Source organism: Pseudomonas synxantha (genome assembly GCF_900105675.1).
GTDB classification, from domain to species: domain Bacteria; phylum Pseudomonadota; class Gammaproteobacteria; order Pseudomonadales; family Pseudomonadaceae; genus Aquipseudomonas; species Aquipseudomonas synxantha.
Genome location: NZ_LT629786.1, coordinates 4,489,628 through 4,507,595, shown reverse-complemented (window position 1 = coordinate 4,507,595; position 17,968 = coordinate 4,489,628). Strand labels below are relative to the sequence as shown.

Here is a 17,968-nt window from a genome sequence, read left to right as displayed (position 1 = left end):
TTGCGAGGCTCTGCCTGGTTATCAAACCCCACAGGGAGAGGCTGCAATGAATTCGCTTTATCTGGCCTCGGGTTCCCCGCGGCGACGTGAGCTGTTGAACCAGATCGGTGTGCCTTTCACCGTGGTCAGCGCCGCTATTGATGAAACGCCTCTTACCCACGAACCCGCCGTTACCTATGTCGAGCGTCTTGCGCGCGGCAAGGCAACGGCGGGTTTTGTTGCGCTTGGGCAACCCTCGGGCGCCTGCGTATTGGGCGCCGATACGGCGGTGATTATTGACGGCCAGATCCTGGGCAAACCCGTGGACCAGGCCGATGCGCTGGCAATGCTGATGGCCCTTTCCGGCCGCGAGCATGAAGTGCTCACTGCGATTGCCCTCACCGACGGCCAGCGCTGCGAAACCCGATATGTAAGCAGTCTTGTACGTTTTCGCCAGGTTTCTGTCGAAGAGGCTACAACCTACTGGCACAGTGGCGAACCCCAGGACAAGGCCGGCGGCTATGCTATCCAGGGCCTGGGTTCGGTGTTCGTTGCCGGCCTCAATGGCAGTTATTCTGCGGTGGTTGGCCTGCCGGTGTGCGAAACCGCGCAACTGCTCGCCCAATTCGGCATACCCTGTTGGCAAAACCTTACCGTGCGCTGAACGCCGTATTCCAGCGCCAAGCCTTGAGCGACCGGTCACTATTGTGAAAACGCCTGAACGAGACCCAGCCATGAGTGAAGAGATTCTGATCAATATCACGCCGATGGAATCGCGCGTGGCGGTGGTAGAGAACGGTGTTCTGCAAGAAGTGCATGTCGAGCGCACCCAGAAGCGCGGGATCGTCGGCAATATCTATAAAGGCAAGGTGGTGCGCGTATTGCCGGGCATGCAGGCGGCATTCGTCGATATCGGCCTGGACCGTGCAGCATTCATCCATGCTTCGGAAATTTCCCTGCGTGAAGGCCCGGCAGTGGAGAGCATCAGTGCCCTGGTGCATGAAGGGCAGAGCCTGGTGGTGCAAGTCACCAAGGACCCCATCGGTTCCAAGGGCGCACGCTTGACCACTCAGCTGTCGATTCCATCGCGCTACCTGGTGTACATGCCGCGCACCGCCCATGTGGGCATTTCCCTGAAGATCGAAGACGAAGCCGAGCGCGACCGACTCAAAAAGGTGGTCAGCGATTGCGTCGCCGCTGAGGGCATCAAAGAAGCGGGTGGTTTTATCCTGCGCACCGCCGCCGAGGGCGCCGGAGCTGATGAAATCCTTATGGATATCCGCTACCTGCGGCGCCTGTGGGACCAGATCGACGCACAGATCAAGACCATCGGCGCTCCCAGCGTGATTTATGAAGATCTCGGCCTGGCGCTGCGCACGCTGCGTGACCTGGTCAGCCCGAAGATTGAGAAAATCCGCATCGACTCGCGGGAAACCTTCCAGCGCACTACACAATTTGTTGCCGAGCTGATGCCGGAAATTGCCGACCGCCTGGAGCATTACCCCGGCGAGCGGCCGATCTTCGACCTGTATGGCGTCGAAGACGAAATCCAGAAAGCCCTGGAGCGCAAAGTGCCGCTCAAGTCCGGCGGCTATCTGGTGGTGGACCCGGCCGAGGCCATGACCACCATCGACGTCAACACTGGTGCATTCGTAGGCCATCGCAACCTTGAAGAGACCATCTTCAAGACCAATCTTGAAGCCGCCACCGCTATCGCTCGCCAGCTGCGCCTGCGCAACCTCGGGGGCATCATCATCATCGACTTCATCGACATGGAAGATGAAGAGCACCAGCGCCAGGTGCTGCGTACCCTCGAGAAGCAGCTGGAGCGCGATCACGCCAAGACCAACATCATCGGCATCACTGAGTTGGGCCTGGTGCAAATGACCCGCAAGCGCACCCGCGAAAGCCTGGAGCAGGTGCTGTGCGAGCCGTGCAGCAGCTGCCAGGGCCGCGGTAAGTTGAAGACGCCGGAAACCGTTTGCTACGAGATTTTCCGCGAAATCCTGCGCGAGGCGCGCGCCTACCAGGCTGAAGGTTATAGAGTGCTTGCCAACCAGAAAGTGGTCGATCGCCTGCTGGACGAAGAGTCCGGCAACGTTGCCGAGCTGGAAAGTTTTATCGGTCGCACGATTCGCTTCCAGGTTGAAACCATGTATTCCCAGGAACAATACGACGTGGTGCTGCTCTGATCCCCAATTGCGTGTTTTATCCGAGACCGGCAGACCTTGATCTGCCGTCCGCCAACTGTTTTTTGAGGGTCGCCTGACATGGAGCGTCTGATACGCTTTTTTGCCGCTTTGACCCGCTGGAGCCTGGGCCTGTGCGCGTTGCTGCTGGTATTGGCGGCGGTATACGTGAGCCTGGGGCGTGAATTGACCCCTCTGGTGGCTGAATACCGCGCCGAAATCGAAGCCAAGGCCCAGACTGCCGTGCAGACGCCTTTGCATATCGGCAGCCTTGAAGGCCGCTGGAGCGGGTTTGCCCCGGTATTGCTGGCCCACGATGTCATGGTTGGCGAGGGCAGCAATGCCTTGCGCCTTGACCAGGTGGAAGTGGTGCCGGATATGTGGGCCAGCCTGATGGCTCGCCAAGTGCGTCTCGCCCACCTGGAAGTCAGTGGCCTGCAACTGAGCGTCAAGGAAGACAAGGGTGGGCGCTGGACGCTGCAAGGCTTGCCGGTGCAGGACGATCAGCCGCTGGACCCGCAGCAGTTGCTGACGCGCATGCAAATGGTCAAGCGCGTGTCGGTGCTGGACAGCCAGGTCACCTTGCAACCCTTCGACCAGGCACCAGTGACCGTAACGTACGTGGGCCTGAGCTTGCACACCGGCATGAGCCAACAGCGCCTGGATGCACGCCTGACCCTGCCCGACGGCCAACCGCTTGCTGTCAGCCTGCGTAGCCGCATCCGCGCCAGCCAATGGAAAGACGCCGAGGTCGATGCCTACCTGAGCCTGCCGCAAAGCGACTGGGCCAAGTGGATTCCCGCCAAACTGACCCGGCAATGGAAGCTCACCCAGTTCAGGGCCGGTGGCGAGTTTTGGCTCAGTTGGGCCAAAGGCACCGTGCAAAGCGCTGCGGTGCGCCTCAATTCCCCGCAAGTGAAGGGCAGCTACGCCGACCGCAAGCCTGTGCATCTGGAAAACCTGGCCCTGACCGCCTACCTGCAACGCAGCGACAGCGGCCTCAAGGTGCTGTTTGACTCGCTGGCGATGACTATCGGTGAGACCCGCTGGGAGTCGCGCCTTCAATTACAGCAGAGCCTGGCGACCGATAAGGCTCAGGAAGTGTGGAACCTGCAGGCCGATCGTCTCGACCTGACACCCATCACGCCACTGCTCAATGCCTTGGCGCCGTTGCCGGAAGGCTTTGCCAAGACCGTCGAGCACTTGAAGGCCACGGGCCTGCTGCGCAATGTGCTGGTGGACTTCAGACCCCAGGACACCACCGACCAGAAAGTCAGTTTTGCCGCAAACCTTGAGCGTGTAGGCTTCGACGCGTATTTCGGCGCGCCGGCCGCGCGCAATGTGTCTGGCAGCATCAGTGGCGACCTGGGCCATGGCGAGCTGCGCATGGACAGCAAGGACTTTTCCCTGCACCTGGACCCGATCTTCGCCAAGCCCTGGCAGTACATCCAGGCCAATGCACGCCTGACCTGGAAACTGGATAAACAGGGTTTCACCCTGATTGCCCCGTATATCAAGGTGCTGGGGGAGGAGGGCAAGGTTGCTGCAGACTTCCTGATCCGCCTGCACTTCGATCATAGCCAGGAAGACTACATGGACCTGCGGGTCGGGATGGTCGATGGCGATGGCCGTTTCACCCCCAAGTACCTGCCCGCCGTGTTGAGCCCGGCGCTGGATGAGTGGCTGCGTACGGCAATCCTCAAGGGCGCCGTGGATGAAGGGTTCTTCCAGTATCAAGGCTCCCTGAACCACGACGCGCTGCCGGCGTCGCGCAACATCAGTCTGTTCTTCAAGGTGCATGATGCCGAGCTGGCCTTCCAGCCGGGTTGGCCCCATGTTAACAAGGTCAACGGTGAAGTCTTCGTCGAGGAAAGCGGTGTGCGCATCCTGGCAAGCAAGGGCCAGTTGCTCGATACCCAGGTTAAGGACGTCTACGTCAACATTCCCCACGCGCCGGCCGGCCAGGACAGCCACCTGCTGCTCACCGGCGGGTTCTCCGGCGGCTTGGGCGATGGCTTGAAAATTCTCCAGGAAGCGCCCATTGGCACCGCGTCCACGTTCGCTGGCTGGAAAGGCGAGGGCGGCCTGCAGGGCAGCCTGGACCTGGACGTGCCCCTGGCCAAGGGCACCGAGCCCAAGATCGTGGTTGACTTCAAGACTGACAAGGCGCGCTTGCAATTGGCCGAGCCGACCCTGGACCTGACCCAGCTCAAAGGCAATTTCCGTTTTGACAGTGCCAAGGGCCTGAGCGGGCAGAACATCTCGGCCCAGGCCTTCGACCGGCCGATCACTGCGCAGATTTTTGCCGAAGGCAAGCCGGGCGATATCAGCACCCGCGTGACCGCCAACGGCCAGGTAACGGTCAAGCGCCTCACGGATTGGTTGAACGTCAGCCAGCCACTGCCGGTGTCCGGGGATATCCCCTACCAGTTACAAGTCATCCTGGACGGCGCAGACAGCCAGTTGATGGTCAACTCCAATCTCAAGGGCGTCGCCGTGGACTTGCCGGCGCCATTCGGCATGCCGGCCAGCCAGGGGCGCGACAGCACCTTCCGCATGACCTTGCAGGGGGCTGAGCGCCGTTACTGGTTTGATTACGGCGAGCTGGCAAACTTTACCTTTGCTGCGCCGCCGGACAAATTTAATGACGGGCGCGGCGAATTGTTCCTCGGCAATGGCGATGCCGTGCTGCCCGGTGCGAAGGGGCTGCGCATTCGTGGTGTGTTGTCGGAACTGGATATCGACCCATGGAAAAAACTCGTGGATCGCTACGCGGGGAATGACCCGGGCGGCAATGCCAAGCAGTTGCTCAGTGGCGCCGATTTCAAAGTGGGCAAGTTGACCGGGTTCGGCACCCAGTTTGACCAGGTCAGCTTGCAGCTGGATCGCAAGCCCGCTGCCTGGGGTCTGCAATTTGATAGCCAGCAGGCCAAGGGCACGGTGAATCTGCCCGACGCCAAGGGTGCGCCGATTGCGGTCAATCTCAACTATGTAAAATTGCCCGCAGTGGACCCGACGATACAGGCGGACGAAAACGCGCCCGATCCGCTGGCCGATATCGACCCCAAGAGCATTCCTGCACTGGATATCGCCATCGACCAGCTCTTTCAGGGGCCGGACCTGGTGGGAGCGTGGTCATTGAGGATCCGTCCGACCGCCAAGGGCATGGCCTTCAATAACCTCGACCTGGGCCTCAAGGGCATGCAGCTCAAGGGTGCCGGCGGCTGGGAAGGGGCGCCGGGCGCAAGCAGCAGTTGGTACAAGGGCCGCCTGGACGGCAAGAACATTGCCGATGTGCTCAAGGGCTGGGGTTTTGCCCCGACGGTGACCAGCGAAGATTTCCATCTGGACGTGGATGGCCGTTGGCCGGGTTCGCCGGCCTGGGTTGGGCCCAAGCGCTTCTCCGGCAGCCTGGATGCGGCATTCCGTAAAGGCCAGTTCGTCGAAGTGGAGGGGGGCGCGCAGGCGTTGCGGGTGTTTGGCCTGCTCAACTTCAATTCCATTGGCCGGCGTTTGCGTCTGGACTTTTCCGACCTGCTTGGCAAGGGCTTGAGTTACGACCGGGTCAAGGGCTTACTGGCCGCCAGTAATGGCGTGTTCGTGACCCGTGAGCCCATCACCATGACCGGGCCCTCTACCAATCTGGAGCTCAACGGTACCCTGGACCTGGTGGCTGATCGCGTCGACGCCAAGTTGCTGGTGACCTTGCCGGTGACCAACAACCTGCCCATCGCGGCGCTGATTGTCGGTGCACCAGCTATTGGCGGCGCGTTGTTCCTGATCGACAAACTGATCGGTGATCGGGTTTCGCGCTTTGCCAGTGTGCAATACAAGGTACAGGGCCCCTGGAAGGATCCGAAAATCACCTTCGACAAGCCATTTGAAAAGCCAAACTGAGAGCCTGTGGAGTAGCATGGCCCCATGCCCTGTATGGAGTGTCGGCCCATGTCTTTTGCAGTAATCCAAATGGTCAGCCAGAGTGACGTGCTGGCGAATCTCACCCAGGCGCGCCGCCTGCTGGAGCAAGCGGCGGCGGGTGGCGCGAAACTCGCGGTACTGCCGGAAAACTTCGCTGCGATGGGTCGCCGTGACGTGGCCGATATCGGCCGCGCCGAGGCCCTGGGTGAAGGCCCGATCCTGCCATGGTTGAAACAGGCCGCCCGTGACCTCACCTTATGGGTAGTGGCCGGTACATTGCCGTTGCCGCCCAAGGACCAACCCAACGCCAAGTCCAACGCTTGCTCGCTGCTGATCAATGATCAGGGTGAAATTGTCGCTCGTTACGACAAGCTGCACCTGTTTGATGTGGACGTCGCGGATGCTCGTGGTCGTTATCGCGAATCCGACGACTATGCTTTCGGAAGCAATGTGGTGGTGGCGGATACGCCAGTGGGGCGTTTGGGACTGACGGTGTGCTACGACTTGCGCTTCCCCGAGCTGTATAGCGAATTACGCGCTGCGGGGGCTGAATTGATTACCGCGCCCTCGGCCTTTACGGCGGTGACCGGGGCCGCCCATTGGGATGTGCTGATTCGGGCGCGGGCCATCGAAACCCAGTGCTACCTGCTGGCGGCCGCTCAAGGTGGCGTGCACCCAGGCCCACGGGAAACCCATGGCCACGCGGCGATTGTCGACCCTTGGGGGCGGGTGCTGGCACAACAGGATCAAGGCGAAGCGGTGTTGCTGGCCGAACGCGATAGCAGTGAACAGGCGTCGATAAGGGCGCGCATGCCGGTGGTCAGCCATCGGCGCTTTTTCTCGCAGGGCGCGTAGCGGCCTGCTTCAGAACGATGAATTTAAGGCCAAACCTATGAGCGAGTTGTTGTCCTCAGTCAGTGAACACCTCCTGGCACCCGGTGGCGTGACCATCGAAAGTCTGCAAACCGTGCTGGGCGATCTGGCCGGGCCGGGCATCGATGCCGCCGACCTGTATTTCCAGGGGCAGATCTCCGAATCCTGGTCGCTGGAAGACGGCATCGTCAAAGAAGGCAGTTTCAACCTTGACCAGGGCGTCGGCGTGCGTGCGCAATCCGGTGAAAAAACCGGCTTTGCCTACAGTAATGCGATTACCCTGGAAGCCCTGGGCCTGGCGGCGCGTGCGGCACGTTCGATTTCCCGTGCCGGCCAGAACGGTACGGTGCAGGCGTTCAGCACCCAGGACGTGACGCAGTTGTACGCGCCGGATAACCCCTTGGAAGTGATCAGCCGTGCCGAAAAGGTCGAGCTGCTCAAGCGTGTCGACGCGGCCACCCGCGCCCTGGACTCGCGTATCCAGCAAGTGACCGTGAGCATGGCTGGCGTGTGGGAGCGCATCCTCGTCGCCTCCACCGACGGCGGGTTGGCGGCGGATGTGCGGCCGCTGGTGCGTTTCAATGTGAGTGTGATCGTCGAGCAGAACGGTCGCCGCGAGCGTGGTGGCCATGGCGGTGGCGGGCGCACCGACTACCGTTACTTCCTCGCTGACGACCGTGCCATGGGCTATGCCCGTGAGGCGCTGCGCCAGGCCCTGGTGAACCTGGAAGCGATTCCGGCGCCCGCCGGTACCTTGCCGGTGGTGCTGGGCTCGGGTTGGTCCGGTGTGTTGCTCCACGAAGCCGTGGGCCACGGCCTGGAGGGCGACTTTAATCGCAAGGGCAGTTCCGCCTACAGTGGGCGCATGGGCGAAATGGTTGCATCCAAGCTGTGCACCATTGTCGATGACGGCACCCTGGCCGGTCGCCGGGGTTCGTTGAGCGTCGATGACGAAGGGACGCCGACCGAGTGCACCACCCTGATCGAAAATGGCGTGCTCAAGGGCTATATGCAAGACAAGCTCAACGCTCGACTGATGGGTGTGGCGCGCACCGGTAACGGCCGCCGCGAATCCTATGCGCACCTGCCGATGCCGCGCATGACCAACACCTACATGCTTGGCGGCCAAAGCGATCCGGCGGAAATCATCGCCTCGGTGAAACGTGGCATCTACTGCGCCAACCTCGGCGGTGGCCAGGTGGATATCACCAGCGGCAAGTTTGTGTTCTCCACCAGCGAGGCGTATTTGATCGAAGACGGCAAGATTACTGCGCCGGTCAAAGGGGCGACACTGATCGGTAACGGGCCGGAAGCCATGAGCAAGGTGTCGATGGTCGGTAATGACCTGTCGCTGGACAGCGGCGTGGGCACGTGCGGCAAGGATGGGCAGTCGGTGCCGGTAGGCGTAGGCCAACCAACCCTGAAAATTGACGCGATCACCGTGGGTGGCACGGGGTCGTAAAGGATGGAGCTTCGGGTGGCGCAGGCCGCCACCCGGGGAAGAGGATCAGCGCAGACCGCGTTGAGTCTCGTCCAGCTCACGGATGTACTTGAAGATTTTACGGCTGGTGGCCGGCGCCTTGTTATGCGCCAGTTCGTGTTGGGCCTGACGGATCAGGGAGCGCAGTTGCTGGCGGTCCGCGTCCGGGTAGTCCAGCACGAATTTCTCCAGCACGGCGTCATCGCCCGCGATCAGGCGGTCACGCCAACGTTCCAGGTTATGGAAACGTTCGTTGTACTGGCGAGTGGAGGCATCAGTTTGATCGAGCAAGGCCAGAATCGCGTCAATGTCCTGATCGCGCATCAGTTTGCCAATAAACATGATGTGCCGTTTACGCGCGATATTCGCGCTGTGCTTGGGCGCATCCGCCAAGGCCCGGCGCATTTCGTCGGTCAGTGGCAGTTTGGCAATCAACTCTTTTTTGAGCGTTGTGAGGCGCTCGCCCAGGTCAACCAGCGCATGCAGCTCGCGCTTGACCTGGGTTTTGCTTTTCTCCCCATCGAGGGAGTCGTCGTAAGAATCAACCATGGTGGCAGTCCGCAAAGAAACGCCGCCATGATAACCAGTCGGGGGCCGCTTGTCCGGCCCGGTCGCTCGATGGCCTTAACCGAAAGCAGAATTTGAGTGGAGAAAACCATGAGTGCAGCCCAAAGCGTCGGTCCGCAAGCGTTACCGGCACTGCAGGAACAAGTCGAGCAGATCCTTGCCGAGGCCAAGCGCCAGGGGGCCAGTGCCTGTGAAGTAGCGGTGTCGCTGGAGCAGGGGTTGTCGACGTCGGTGCGCCAGCGGGAAGTGGAAACCGTCGAGTTCAATCGCGACCAGGGGTTCGGTATCACCTTGTACGCAGGCCAGCGCAAAGGCTCGGCAAGCACCTCGGCCAGTGGCCCGGAGGCCATTCGCGAGACCGTTGCCGCAGCACTGGCGATTGCCAGGCACACGTCCGAAGATGAAAGCTCGGGGCTGGCCGATAAGGCGCTGATGGCCAGGGACGTACAGGATTTTGACCTGTTCCACGCCTGGGACATCACCCCCGAGCAAGCCATCGAGCAGGCGCTGGTCTGCGAGGCGGCGGCCTTCGATACCGACGCCCGGATCAAGAATGCCGACGGCACTACGCTGAGCACCCACCAGGGCTGCCGCGTTTACGGCAACAGCCATGGCTTTATCGGTGGATATGCTTCGACGCGTCACAGCCTCAGTTGCGTGATGATCGCCGAAGCCAACGGCCAGATGCAGCGCGATTACTGGTACGACGTGAATCGCCAGGGCGATTTGTTGGCGGACCCCGTCAGCATTGGCCAGCGTGCTGCGCAACGTGCCGCCAGCCGTCTCGGTGCGCGCCCGGTGCCGACGTGCGAAGTGCCGGTGCTGTTTTCCGCAGAGCTGGCCGGTGGTTTGTTCGGTAGCTTCCTCGGCGCTATTTCCGGGGGCAACCTGTATCGCAAGTCTTCGTTCCTTGAAGGCGCAATCGGCCAGAAGCTGTTTCCAGAGTGGCTGACCATCGACGAGCGCCCACACCTGATGCGAGCCATGGGCAGTTCGTCGTTCGACGGCGATGGCCTGGCGACCTATGCCAAGCCATTTGTCGAAAAGGGCGAGTTGGTCTCCTATGTATTGGGCACTTATGCCGGTCGCAAGCTTGGCCTGCCAAGCACCGCCAACTCCGGCGGCGTGCATAACCTGTTCGTTACCCATGGTGATGAAGACCAGGCTGCGTTGCTGCGGCGCATGGGGCGTGGGTTGCTGGTCACCGAATTGATGGGCCACGGCCTGAATATGGTCACCGGTGATTACTCTCGCGGCGCGGCGGGGTTCTGGGTGGAAAATGGCGAGATTCAGTTCGCCGTCCAGGAAGTGACGATTGCCGGCAATATGCGCGATATGTTCAAGCAGATCGTTGCCGTGGGTAATGACCTGGAACTGCGCAGCAATATTCGCACAGGTTCAGTGCTCATCGAGCGGATGACTGTCGCTGGCAGCTAATCCCCCTCCAACACTCAATAAAAGGCGCGCCATCCTTTGGATGGCGCGCCTTTTTTATGGCTTGGTCATGGCAGGATCAATCTGCCACACTTGTTTTGATTCTCAATATCATTTAATAATGAATATCATTACCGAGTGAGTGTGGATCATGAGTTCTGTCCTGCATGAGGATCCTTACCTGGAAAGCTGGCGTTGGATGAGCCGCCAGATTCGCTGCGGCCTCGATCCTGATGAACCGCGGCTGATCGAGCATTACCTCAATGAAGGTCGATACCTGGCGTGTTGCACCGCGACCCATCCGTGGACGATCGCCGAAACCTCATTCCGCCTGCTGATCGACACCGCCAGCGATATCGCGCTGCCCTGGCATTGGCGCTCCATGTGCCTGGACCAGGCCTGGCGCCCGCTGCGCGACCTGGAACGACTCTCCCATTGCCCCTGCCGCCTCAAGCGCTGGCAGTCCTTTGCCTGGCAACTGGCGACCTGCCAATTGCTGCCCTCCATTTCTGTGTCTGACCTTGTGCAAGGATCTTCCGATGAGTAATACCCGTATCGAACGCGACAGCATGGGCGAGTTGAAAGTCCCGGCAGAAGCCTTGTATGGCGCCCAGACCCAGCGTGCGGTGAACAATTTTCCCATCAGTCATCAACGCATGCCGGCGCAATTCATTCGCGCCCTGATCCTGGCCAAGACCGCCGCGGCCAAGGTCAACGTTGACCTCAAGCAAATCAGCGAAGGGCAGGGCAAGGCCATTGTCGATGCCGCCCAAGGCTTGCTGGAAGGCGACTACATGCAGCACTTCCCGGTGGATATCTTCCAGACCGGTTCCGGCACCAGCTCCAATATGAACGCCAATGAAGTGATTGCCACCCTTGCCAGCCGTTTGCTCGGCGAGGCGGTCAACCCCAACGACCACGTCAATTGCGGCCAAAGCAGCAACGACATCATCCCCACCACCATTCACGTCAGTGCTGCGTTGGTCCTGCATGAACAAACGCTGCCGGCCCTGCTGCACCTGGTGCAGGTAATCGAGCAAAAGGCCGAAGAGGTTCACCCGTTCATCAAGACCGGCCGTACTCATCTCATGGACGCCATGCCAGTACGCATGAGCCAGGTGCTCAATGGCTGGGCGCAGCAGCTCAGGGCCAATATCGGTCACTTGCAGGACCTGCTTGCGGCCTTGCAAGCGCTGGCCCAGGGCGGCACCGCCGTGGGCACCGGGATCAACGCGCACCCCGAGTTTGCCGGGCGCTTCAGCCAGCAACTGAGCCGCTTGACCGGGGTGAAGTTCACTCCAGGCACGAACCTGTTTGCGCTGATTGGCTCCCAGGACACCGCCGTTGCCGTTTCCGGCCAGTTGAAAGCCACGGCCGTCTCGCTGATGAAGATCGCCAACGACCTGCGCTGGATGAACTCCGGCCCACTCGCCGGCCTCGGTGAAATCGAGCTGGAAGGCTTACAGCCGGGCTCGTCGATCATGCCGGGCAAGGTCAACCCGGTGATCCCGGAAGCCACAGCCATGGTAGCCGCCCAAGTCATCGGCAATGACACGGTGATCACCGTGGCCGGTCAATCGGGCAACTTCGAGCTGAACGTGATGCTGCCGATCATCGCCCAGAACCTGCTCAGCAGCCTTGAATTGATCGCCAATTCCAGCCGTTTGCTGGCGGACAAGGCCATTGCCAGTTTCAAGGTCAACGAGGCCAAGCTCAAGGAGGCGCTGTCGCGCAACCCGATCCTGGTCACCGCACTCAACCCGATCATTGGTTACCAAAAAGCCGCTGAAATCGCCAAGAAGGCTTATCAGCAAGGCCGCCCGGTGATCGATGTCGCCCTCGAGCACACCGACCTGCCACGCAGCCAACTGGAAGTCCTGCTGGACCCGGAAAAGCTCACGGCCGGCGGCGTGTAACCAACGACCCTGCTTTGGAGGCTCACTATGGAGCACTGGAAACGCACGATCGAACGAGCCAATCGCTGTTTTATGGCGGGCGAGCTGGTTGACGCCCGCGAGGCCTATCTGCAAGCCCTGGCCCTGGCCCAAGTGTTGTTCGAACGCTGGGCGGATGCCGACTAAGCAGTGGCGGCTTGCGTCATTTCCCATCACAACCTGGCGGACTTGCACTTGCGCCTGAACCAACCAGAGGAAAGCGCGGAATACCTCTGTGCCATCCACCAGCGCCTGTTGCAGACCATGCAGGACCCCCGCCTGCACCCGCAATTACGCGAGGCAGCATTGCGCCAGAGCAGCAAGACCTATGTCGAACTGTTGAACTTCATCAGCGATCACGGCGAGTACCCGCGTACCCATCGCTTGTTGGGCGCTGCTGCGCCGCAATCGACCACGTCTCAATACGGAGCACATTGATATGACCTATACCTTGCCGGCCTTGCCCTACGCCTACGACGCCCTCGAGCCGCATATTGATGCGCAAACCATGGAGATTCATTACACCAAGCACCACCAGACCTATATCAACAACCTCAACGCTGCAGTCGAGGGTACTGAGTTTGCCGGTTGGCCGGTGGAAAAGCTGGTGTCCAGCGTCCAGCAACTGCCGGAAACGCTGCGGGCCGCGGTGATCAATCAAGGTGGCGGGCATGCTAACCATTCATTGTTCTGGGCCGTCATGTCGCCCAGCGGCGGCGGTAAGCCAGAAGGTGCGCTGGGTAATGCTATCGACGAACAACTGGGCGGCTATGATCGTTTCAAGGAAGCCTTCACCAAGGCAGCCTTGACCCGCTTCGGCAGCGGTTGGGCCTGGCTCAGCGTCACCCCGCAAAAAAAACTGGTGGTGGAAAGCAGCGGCAACCAGGACAGCCCACTGATGACTGGCAATACGCCGATCCTGGGCCTCGACGTGTGGGAGCATGCTTACTACCTGCTGTACCAGAACCGTCGCCCGGAATATATCAATGCCTTCTACAGTGTCATCAACTGGCCGGAAGTTGCCGCACGCTACCAGGCCGCCCTGGCCTGAAATTCCTCCATAACAAGATCTAAGGCCGACTATGGGTACTGAAACACTGGCGATCAGTAGCGTGCGAATGTTTCGTTACGCGTTTGGTTCGCTGTTGCTATTGGCCGGTACTGCGTTGCTGGTGGCCCATGGGCTGGCCTGGTTGAACCTGGAGCCCCGCATCCTGCGGGCCTTGCAGGGTGGTGCGATTTGCGCGCTCGGCACGGCGCTGGGCGCGGTACCTGTGCTGGTGATTCGGCGCATGCCGGTAGCGCTGAGCGATACCCTGCTGGGCTTCGGTGCCGGTGTGATGCTGGCGGCGACCGCTTTCTCCCTTGTGGTGCCGGGTATCGCCGCGGCTGAAAGCCTGGGGCTCTCGCCCTGGGGGGCGGGTGGGTTGATCAGCTTCGGCATTATGCTGGGGGCGTTCGGTCTGTACCTGGTCGATCGAAAGGTCTCCGGTGCCAGCCCGGAAATGCTGGTGGGCACACCGGATAAACCGGTGATCCCGCCGCGCATCTGGCTATTTGTGTTTGCCATCATCGCTCACAATATTCCAGAGGGTATGGCTGTGGGTGTCTCGGCGGGTGGTGGCATGCCAGATGCAGACAGCCTGGCCATGGGCATTGCTTTGCAGGACGTACCGGAGGGCCTGGTGATTGCGCTGGTGCTGGCTGGGGCGGGGATGTCGCGGGTCAAAGCGTTTCTGATCGGCGCGGCGTCAGGCTTGGTCGAGCCGGTATTCGCGGTGCTTTGTGCCTGGTTGGTGAGCCTGGCCGAGGTGCTATTGCCCTTGGGCCTGGCGCTGGCCGCCGGTGCGATGCTGTTGGTGGTGACCCACGAAGTGATCCCCGAATCGCGGCGAAATGGTCACGAAAAGCTCGCCAGCCTCGGGCTGTGTATCGGGTTTTGCCTGATGATGGTGATGGATACGGCGTTGGGATGAGGCTCGCTGCTACTTCAGAGGTTATTCGCCTTCGTCGAAGTAGTTATTGATCAACTCAACCAATGCCGCCATCGCTTCGTCTTCTTGCTCGCCTTCGGTCTTCAGGTGAATCTTGGTGCCCTTGCCGGCCGCCAGCATCATCATCGCCATGATGCTCTTGCCATCGACCATGGATTCCGGTGTACGACCAGCGCGGATCTGACAAGGGTACTTCCCGGCCACGCCGACGAATTTGGCCGAGGCCCGGGCGTGCAGGCCCAGCTTGTTGATGATTTCAATTTCCCGAGCCGGCATCGCAGTGGTGTTCCTTTCAGCTAAGGTCGCGGTGGCGGACCTGGACGTTCTTGAGGGTTTGTTGCAGCACCTGGCCCAGCCGTTCCGTCAGATAGACGGAGCGATGGTGGCCGCCAGTGCAGCCAATGGCAATGGTGACATAGGCGCGGTTGCTCGCGGCAAAGCGCGGTAACCATTTGAGCAGGTAGCTGGAGATGTCCTGGAACATCTCTTCTACATCCGGTTGCGCGGCCAGGTAATCGATCACCGGTTGGTCCAATCCGGACTGATCACGCAGTTCTGGCTTCCAATAGGGATTGGGCAGGCAGCGCACATCAAACACCAGGTCGGCATCCACCGGCATGCCACGTTTGAAACCGAATGATTCGACCAGGAACGCAGTTCCGGGCTCTGGCTGGTTCAGCAGGCGCAGCTTGATCGCATCGCGCAGCTGATACAGGTTCAGATTGGTGGTGTTGATCTTAAGATCAGCCAGATCAATGATCGGCCCCAGCAACTTGGTCTCGTCCTGGATGGCTTCGGCCAGGGAGCGGTTGGCGCTGCTGAGCGGGTGGCGGCGACGAGTTTCTGAGAAACGTTTGAGAAGCGTTTCTTCGTCGGCATCCAAGTACAGTACATCGCAATGAATATGCTTGGCGCGCACTTCTTCCAGCAGTTCCGGAAACCGCGAGAGGTGGCTGGGCAGGTTGCGGGCATCGATAGACACAGCGACCAGGGGTTGCGCCAATTCAGTATGGATCAGTGCGCGTTCCGCCAGCTCCGGCAGCAGGCCGGCGGGCAAATTGTCGATGCAATAGAAACCGTTGTCCTCAAGGACGTTGAGGGCGGTGCTTTTACCTGAGCCGGAACGGCCGCTGACGATGATCAAACGCATGATTACTGCCCGTTTTGTTCATCCAGGACGACCTGATACAGGGCCTGATTGGTCTTGGCACTGCGCAGTTTTTCGCGTACTTCCTTGCGATCAAGCATGCTGGCGATCTGCCTTAGCAGTTCCAGATGCGCATCGGTGGCGGCTTGCGGGACCAGTAATACGAACAGCAGGTCGACCGGGGCACCGTCGATGGCGTCGAAATCGATCGCAGCTTCCAAGTGCAGCAGGGCGCTCACGGGTGTATCACAGCCTTTGAGGCGGCAGTGAGGGATGGCGATGCCGTTGCCAAAACCGGTGGAGCCGAGTTTTTCACGGGCAATCAACGCCTCGAAGACATCTTGCATCTCCAGACCCGGCACTTCGCGGTGGATCAGGTTGGCAATTTGTTCGAGGGCTTTTTTCTTGCTGCCGCCCGGCGCGTTCACGAGGGAACGGCCGGGGGTCAGGATGGTTTCAAGTCGGATCATGGGGGGAGAGTTAACGACCTGTGCCTTGGAGCAGGCTCAGATTCTTTTCCTTATGCTTTTTGAGTTGGCGGTCGAGCTTGTCGGTGAGCAAGTCAATCGATGCATACATGTCTTCATGCTCGGCATTGGCAACCACTTCACCACCAGGTATCTGGAGGGTCGCTTCGATCTTCTGCTGAAGCTTGTCAACCTTCATGATGACCTGCACGTTGGTGATCTTGTCGAAATGTCCTTCAAGCTTCCTCAGCTTCTGCTCGACATAGTCGCGCAGTGGAGGGGTGACTTCTACATGGTGTCCACTGATGTTGACTTGCATACAGCTTCTCCTTCGTTGCCAGTGCATAAAGCGGCAGGCAAGACGCCTGCCACTGGAACGCTATGGCCCGCCCGTCACATCAAACGCTTACGCTCGCTGGAAGGCGCGATCCCGAGGGACTCGCGGTACTTGGCGACGGTTCGACGGGCGACCTGAATGCCTTGTGCCTCCAGTAAACCAGCGATCTTGCTGTCACTCAACGGCTTTTTCTGATTTTCCGCGGCAACCAGTTTCTTGATGATCGCGCGGATCGCTGTGGACGAGCATTCACCGCCTTCGGAGGTACTGACGTGGCTGGAGAAAAAGTATTTCAGCTCATAAATACCCCGTGGGGTATGCATGAATTTCTGCGTGGTCACCCGGGAAATCGTCGATTCATGCATGCCGACCGCTTCGGCGATATCGTGCAGGACCAAAGGCTTCATGGCTTCGTCGCCGTATTCCAGGAAACCGCGCTGGTGCTCGACGATCTGGGTCGCCACCTTCATCAGGGTTTCGTTACGGCTTTGCAGACTCTTGATGAACCAGCGCGCTTCCTGCAACTGGTTGCGCATGAAGGTGTTGTCGGCGCTGGTATCGGCGCGGCGCACAAAACCGGCATATTGCGGGTTGACCCGCAGGCGGGGCACCGACTCCTGGTTCAGCTCCACCAGCCAACGCTCGTTGTCCTTGCGCACGATCACGTCGGGGACGACGTATTCGGCTTCGCTGGACTCGATTTGCGAGCCCGGGCGCGGGTTGAGGCTCTGCACCAGCTCGATGACCTGGCGCAATTCATCTTCCTTGAGCTTCATGCGGCGCATCAGCTGGCTGTAGTCGCGGCTGCCCAGCAGGTCGATATAGTCCGACACCAGGCGCTTGGCTTCGGCCAGCCAAGGCGTCTTGGCCGGCAACTGGCGCAATTGCAGCAGCAGGCACTCGCTGAGGGTGCGGGCGCCAATGCCGGCGGGCTCGAATTGCTGGATGCGATGCAGGACGGCTTCGATTTCGTCCAGTTCGATGTCCAGCTCCGGGTCAAAGGCTTCAAGAATCTCGTCGAGGGTCTCGTCCAGGTAGCCCTGGTTGTTGATGCAGTCGATCAGGGTGACCGCGATCAGGCGATCGGTGTCGGACATCGGTGCCAGGTTCAGTTGCCACAACAAATGACTCTGCAGGCTCTCGCCGACAGAGGTACGGGTGGTGAAGTCCCACTCGTCATCGTCATTGCTCGGCAGGCTGCTGGCGCTGGTCTGGTACACGTCTTCCCACGCGGTATCCACGGGAAGCTCGTTGGGAATGCGTTCGTTCCATTCGCCGTCCTCGAGGTTATCCACCGTCGGGGCGGTTTCCTGGTAGGAGGGTTCCTGCACGTCGGGGTTGGGTTTTTGCTCGATGTTATCGGCCAGCGGGTCGGCATTGTCGAAGTCGTCGCCTTCTTCCTGGCGTTCGAGCATCGGATTGGACTCCAGGGCCTCCTGGATTTCCTGTTGCAGGTCCAGGGTCGACAATTGGAGCAGGCGGATGGCCTGTTGCAGCTGCGGTGTCATCGTCAGCTGCTGGCCCATTCTCAGGACTAGCGATGGTTTCATGGCAGGGGCTTAACACCTTATTCGCCGGCGCAATGCGCCATCCACGACAGGGCGCGTGAGCGCCAAACATAAGCAAATTATATGCCTGATCTCGGGGGC

At 60.3% G+C, this 17,968-nt stretch carries 16 protein-coding genes and 1 pseudogene; 11 read left to right on the top strand and 6 right to left on the bottom strand.

The features are described from left to right. The first annotated feature begins 46 nt into the window (after nucleotides 1-46). From BLU48_RS20905 to tldD, 5 genes are all read left to right on the top strand, one after another. The gene (locus BLU48_RS20905) at nucleotides 47-643 is read left to right on the top strand and encodes a Maf family protein (RefSeq protein WP_046070914.1); all 597 of its coding nucleotides are present in this window, start codon (nucleotides 47-49) and stop codon (nucleotides 641-643) included. 70 nt (nucleotides 644-713) lie between these two features. Beyond that, nucleotides 714-2,171 (top strand): ribonuclease G, encoded by a 1,458-nt coding sequence (gene rng, locus BLU48_RS20900; RefSeq protein WP_046070915.1) that lies wholly within the window; start codon nucleotides 714-716, stop codon nucleotides 2,169-2,171. Between the two features lie 78 nt (nucleotides 2,172-2,249). Beyond that, the gene (locus BLU48_RS20895) at nucleotides 2,250-6,065 is read left to right on the top strand and encodes a YhdP family protein (protein WP_057021567.1); all 3,816 of its coding nucleotides are present in this window, start codon (nucleotides 2,250-2,252) and stop codon (nucleotides 6,063-6,065) included. A gap of 48 nt (nucleotides 6,066-6,113) precedes the next feature. Beyond that, entirely contained in the window at nucleotides 6,114-6,941 is an 828-nt protein-coding gene (locus tag BLU48_RS20890) for a carbon-nitrogen hydrolase family protein (protein ID WP_057021566.1), read from the top strand. Nucleotides 6,942-6,978: 37 nt separating this feature from the next. Continuing rightward, nucleotides 6,979-8,421, top strand: a complete 1,443-nt coding sequence (gene tldD / locus BLU48_RS20885; RefSeq protein WP_046070918.1) for a metalloprotease TldD — start codon at nucleotides 6,979-6,981, stop codon at nucleotides 8,419-8,421. A 45-nt stretch (nucleotides 8,422-8,466) separates the two neighbouring features. On the opposite strand, the gene yjgA is transcribed toward tldD, so the two are convergent. After that, nucleotides 8,467-8,988: a ribosome biogenesis factor YjgA gene (yjgA, locus tag BLU48_RS20880; RefSeq protein WP_046070919.1), complete on the bottom strand. Its 522-nt coding sequence runs from the start codon at nucleotides 8,986-8,988 to the stop codon at nucleotides 8,467-8,469. Nucleotides 8,989-9,096: 108 nt separating this feature from the next. On the opposite strand from yjgA, the gene pmbA reads away from it, so the two are divergent. From pmbA to BLU48_RS20850, 6 genes and pseudogenes are all read left to right on the top strand, one after another. Next, nucleotides 9,097-10,443, top strand: coding sequence for a metalloprotease PmbA (gene pmbA / locus BLU48_RS20875; RefSeq protein ID WP_046070920.1), 1,347 nt, complete (start codon nucleotides 9,097-9,099; stop codon nucleotides 10,441-10,443). A 148-nt stretch (nucleotides 10,444-10,591) separates the two neighbouring features. Beyond that, complete coding sequence (locus BLU48_RS20870) at nucleotides 10,592-10,987, top strand: hypothetical protein (RefSeq protein ID WP_046070921.1); 396 nt, start codon at nucleotides 10,592-10,594, stop codon at nucleotides 10,985-10,987. Further along, complete coding sequence (locus BLU48_RS20865; protein WP_057021565.1) at nucleotides 10,980-12,356, top strand: class II fumarate hydratase; 1,377 nt, start codon at nucleotides 10,980-10,982, stop codon at nucleotides 12,354-12,356. The genes BLU48_RS20870 and BLU48_RS20865 overlap by 8 nt, the downstream gene beginning before the upstream one ends. Nucleotides 12,357-12,383: 27 nt before the next feature. After that, a pseudogene (locus tag BLU48_RS20860) lies at nucleotides 12,384-12,812 on the top strand (hypothetical protein). A gap of 1 nt (nucleotide 12,813) precedes the next feature. Beyond that, complete coding sequence (locus BLU48_RS20855) at nucleotides 12,814-13,425, top strand: superoxide dismutase (RefSeq protein WP_057021564.1); 612 nt, start codon at nucleotides 12,814-12,816, stop codon at nucleotides 13,423-13,425. Between the two features lie 31 nt (nucleotides 13,426-13,456). Further along, on the top strand, nucleotides 13,457-14,350 hold the full coding sequence (locus BLU48_RS20850) for a ZIP family metal transporter (RefSeq protein ID WP_057021563.1): 894 nt from the start codon (nucleotides 13,457-13,459) through the stop codon (nucleotides 14,348-14,350). A gap of 21 nt (nucleotides 14,351-14,371) precedes the next feature. Here the strand turns inward: BLU48_RS20850 and BLU48_RS20845 are convergent, their stop codons facing one another. The 5 genes from BLU48_RS20845 to BLU48_RS20825 all read right to left on the bottom strand — a co-directional run bounded on the left by BLU48_RS20845 (nucleotide 14,372) and on the right by BLU48_RS20825 (nucleotide 17,869). Further along, a complete protein-coding gene (locus BLU48_RS20845) occupies nucleotides 14,372-14,644 on the bottom strand; it encodes an HPr family phosphocarrier protein (protein WP_057021562.1) in 273 nt (90 codons plus the stop codon). Between the two features lie 16 nt (nucleotides 14,645-14,660). Beyond that, nucleotides 14,661-15,518, bottom strand: coding sequence for an RNase adapter RapZ (gene rapZ / locus BLU48_RS20840; RefSeq protein WP_057021561.1), 858 nt, complete (start codon nucleotides 15,516-15,518; stop codon nucleotides 14,661-14,663). Nucleotides 15,519-15,520: 2 nt separating this feature from the next. Beyond that, complete coding sequence (ptsN, locus tag BLU48_RS20835) at nucleotides 15,521-15,985, bottom strand: PTS IIA-like nitrogen regulatory protein PtsN (RefSeq protein ID WP_057021560.1); 465 nt, start codon at nucleotides 15,983-15,985, stop codon at nucleotides 15,521-15,523. Nucleotides 15,986-15,995: 10 nt separating this feature from the next. Further along, nucleotides 15,996-16,301, bottom strand: a complete 306-nt coding sequence (hpf, locus tag BLU48_RS20830; RefSeq protein WP_027604812.1) for a ribosome hibernation-promoting factor, HPF/YfiA family — start codon at nucleotides 16,299-16,301, stop codon at nucleotides 15,996-15,998. Between the two features lie 74 nt (nucleotides 16,302-16,375). Beyond that, on the bottom strand, nucleotides 16,376-17,869 hold the full coding sequence (locus BLU48_RS20825) for an RNA polymerase factor sigma-54 (RefSeq protein ID WP_043050758.1): 1,494 nt from the start codon (nucleotides 17,867-17,869) through the stop codon (nucleotides 16,376-16,378). Nucleotides 17,870-17,968 lie beyond the last annotated feature (99 nt).